The organism is Brevibacillus sp. LEMMJ03, from assembly GCF_007197875.1.
Classification (GTDB): domain Bacteria; phylum Bacillota; class Bacilli; order Brevibacillales; family Brevibacillaceae; genus Brevibacillus; species Brevibacillus thermoruber.
Genome location: NZ_VKJN01000080.1, coordinates 1 through 442, shown reverse-complemented (window position 1 = coordinate 442; position 442 = coordinate 1). Strand labels below are relative to the sequence as shown.

1 protein-coding gene is annotated in these 442 nt (G+C 43.9%); it reads right to left on the bottom strand.

The features are described 5' to 3' along the window. Positions 1-79: 79 nt before the first annotated feature. Positions 80-442: CcdC family protein (locus FOI68_RS22885; RefSeq protein ID WP_143864428.1), on the bottom strand; the 363-nt coding region annotated here is incomplete at its 5' end.

The following is a 442-nucleotide window of genomic DNA, read 5'->3' as shown; positions in this document are numbered from 1 at the left end:
GGCGAAACATGTTGGCATGTCCGTGAAACGGCTGGCTGAAATAATAAAAAGCGGGGAAAATTCCCCGCTTTTTATGCATTTATGTCGTTAAAATCGGCGGCTGATATTTGAGGCGCCGCGCTAGTTTTTTATAGGAAATATACATGGCGATGCGCCATGGCACGATCATCGAAAAAGCAAGCAAATAAAACATGCCGCTTAACTGACGGTAATCGATCGTGCGGCCTAAATAGGATTTCAATGCAAGGCGAATGAGGATCAAGCCGACTAAAATAAGCGCAAATGCTTTCGAGCGTTTCAAATAAATTTCGCCATCTCTAATTTCAAATTTCGACGTTTTAATAAGAAAAGTGGAAAAAAACATTCCGAGCACAATCGCCTCGATCAGCTCGCCTTTCGTCACGCGGAATACAGGGTCCAAAAACATAAGCGCGCCAGTGCT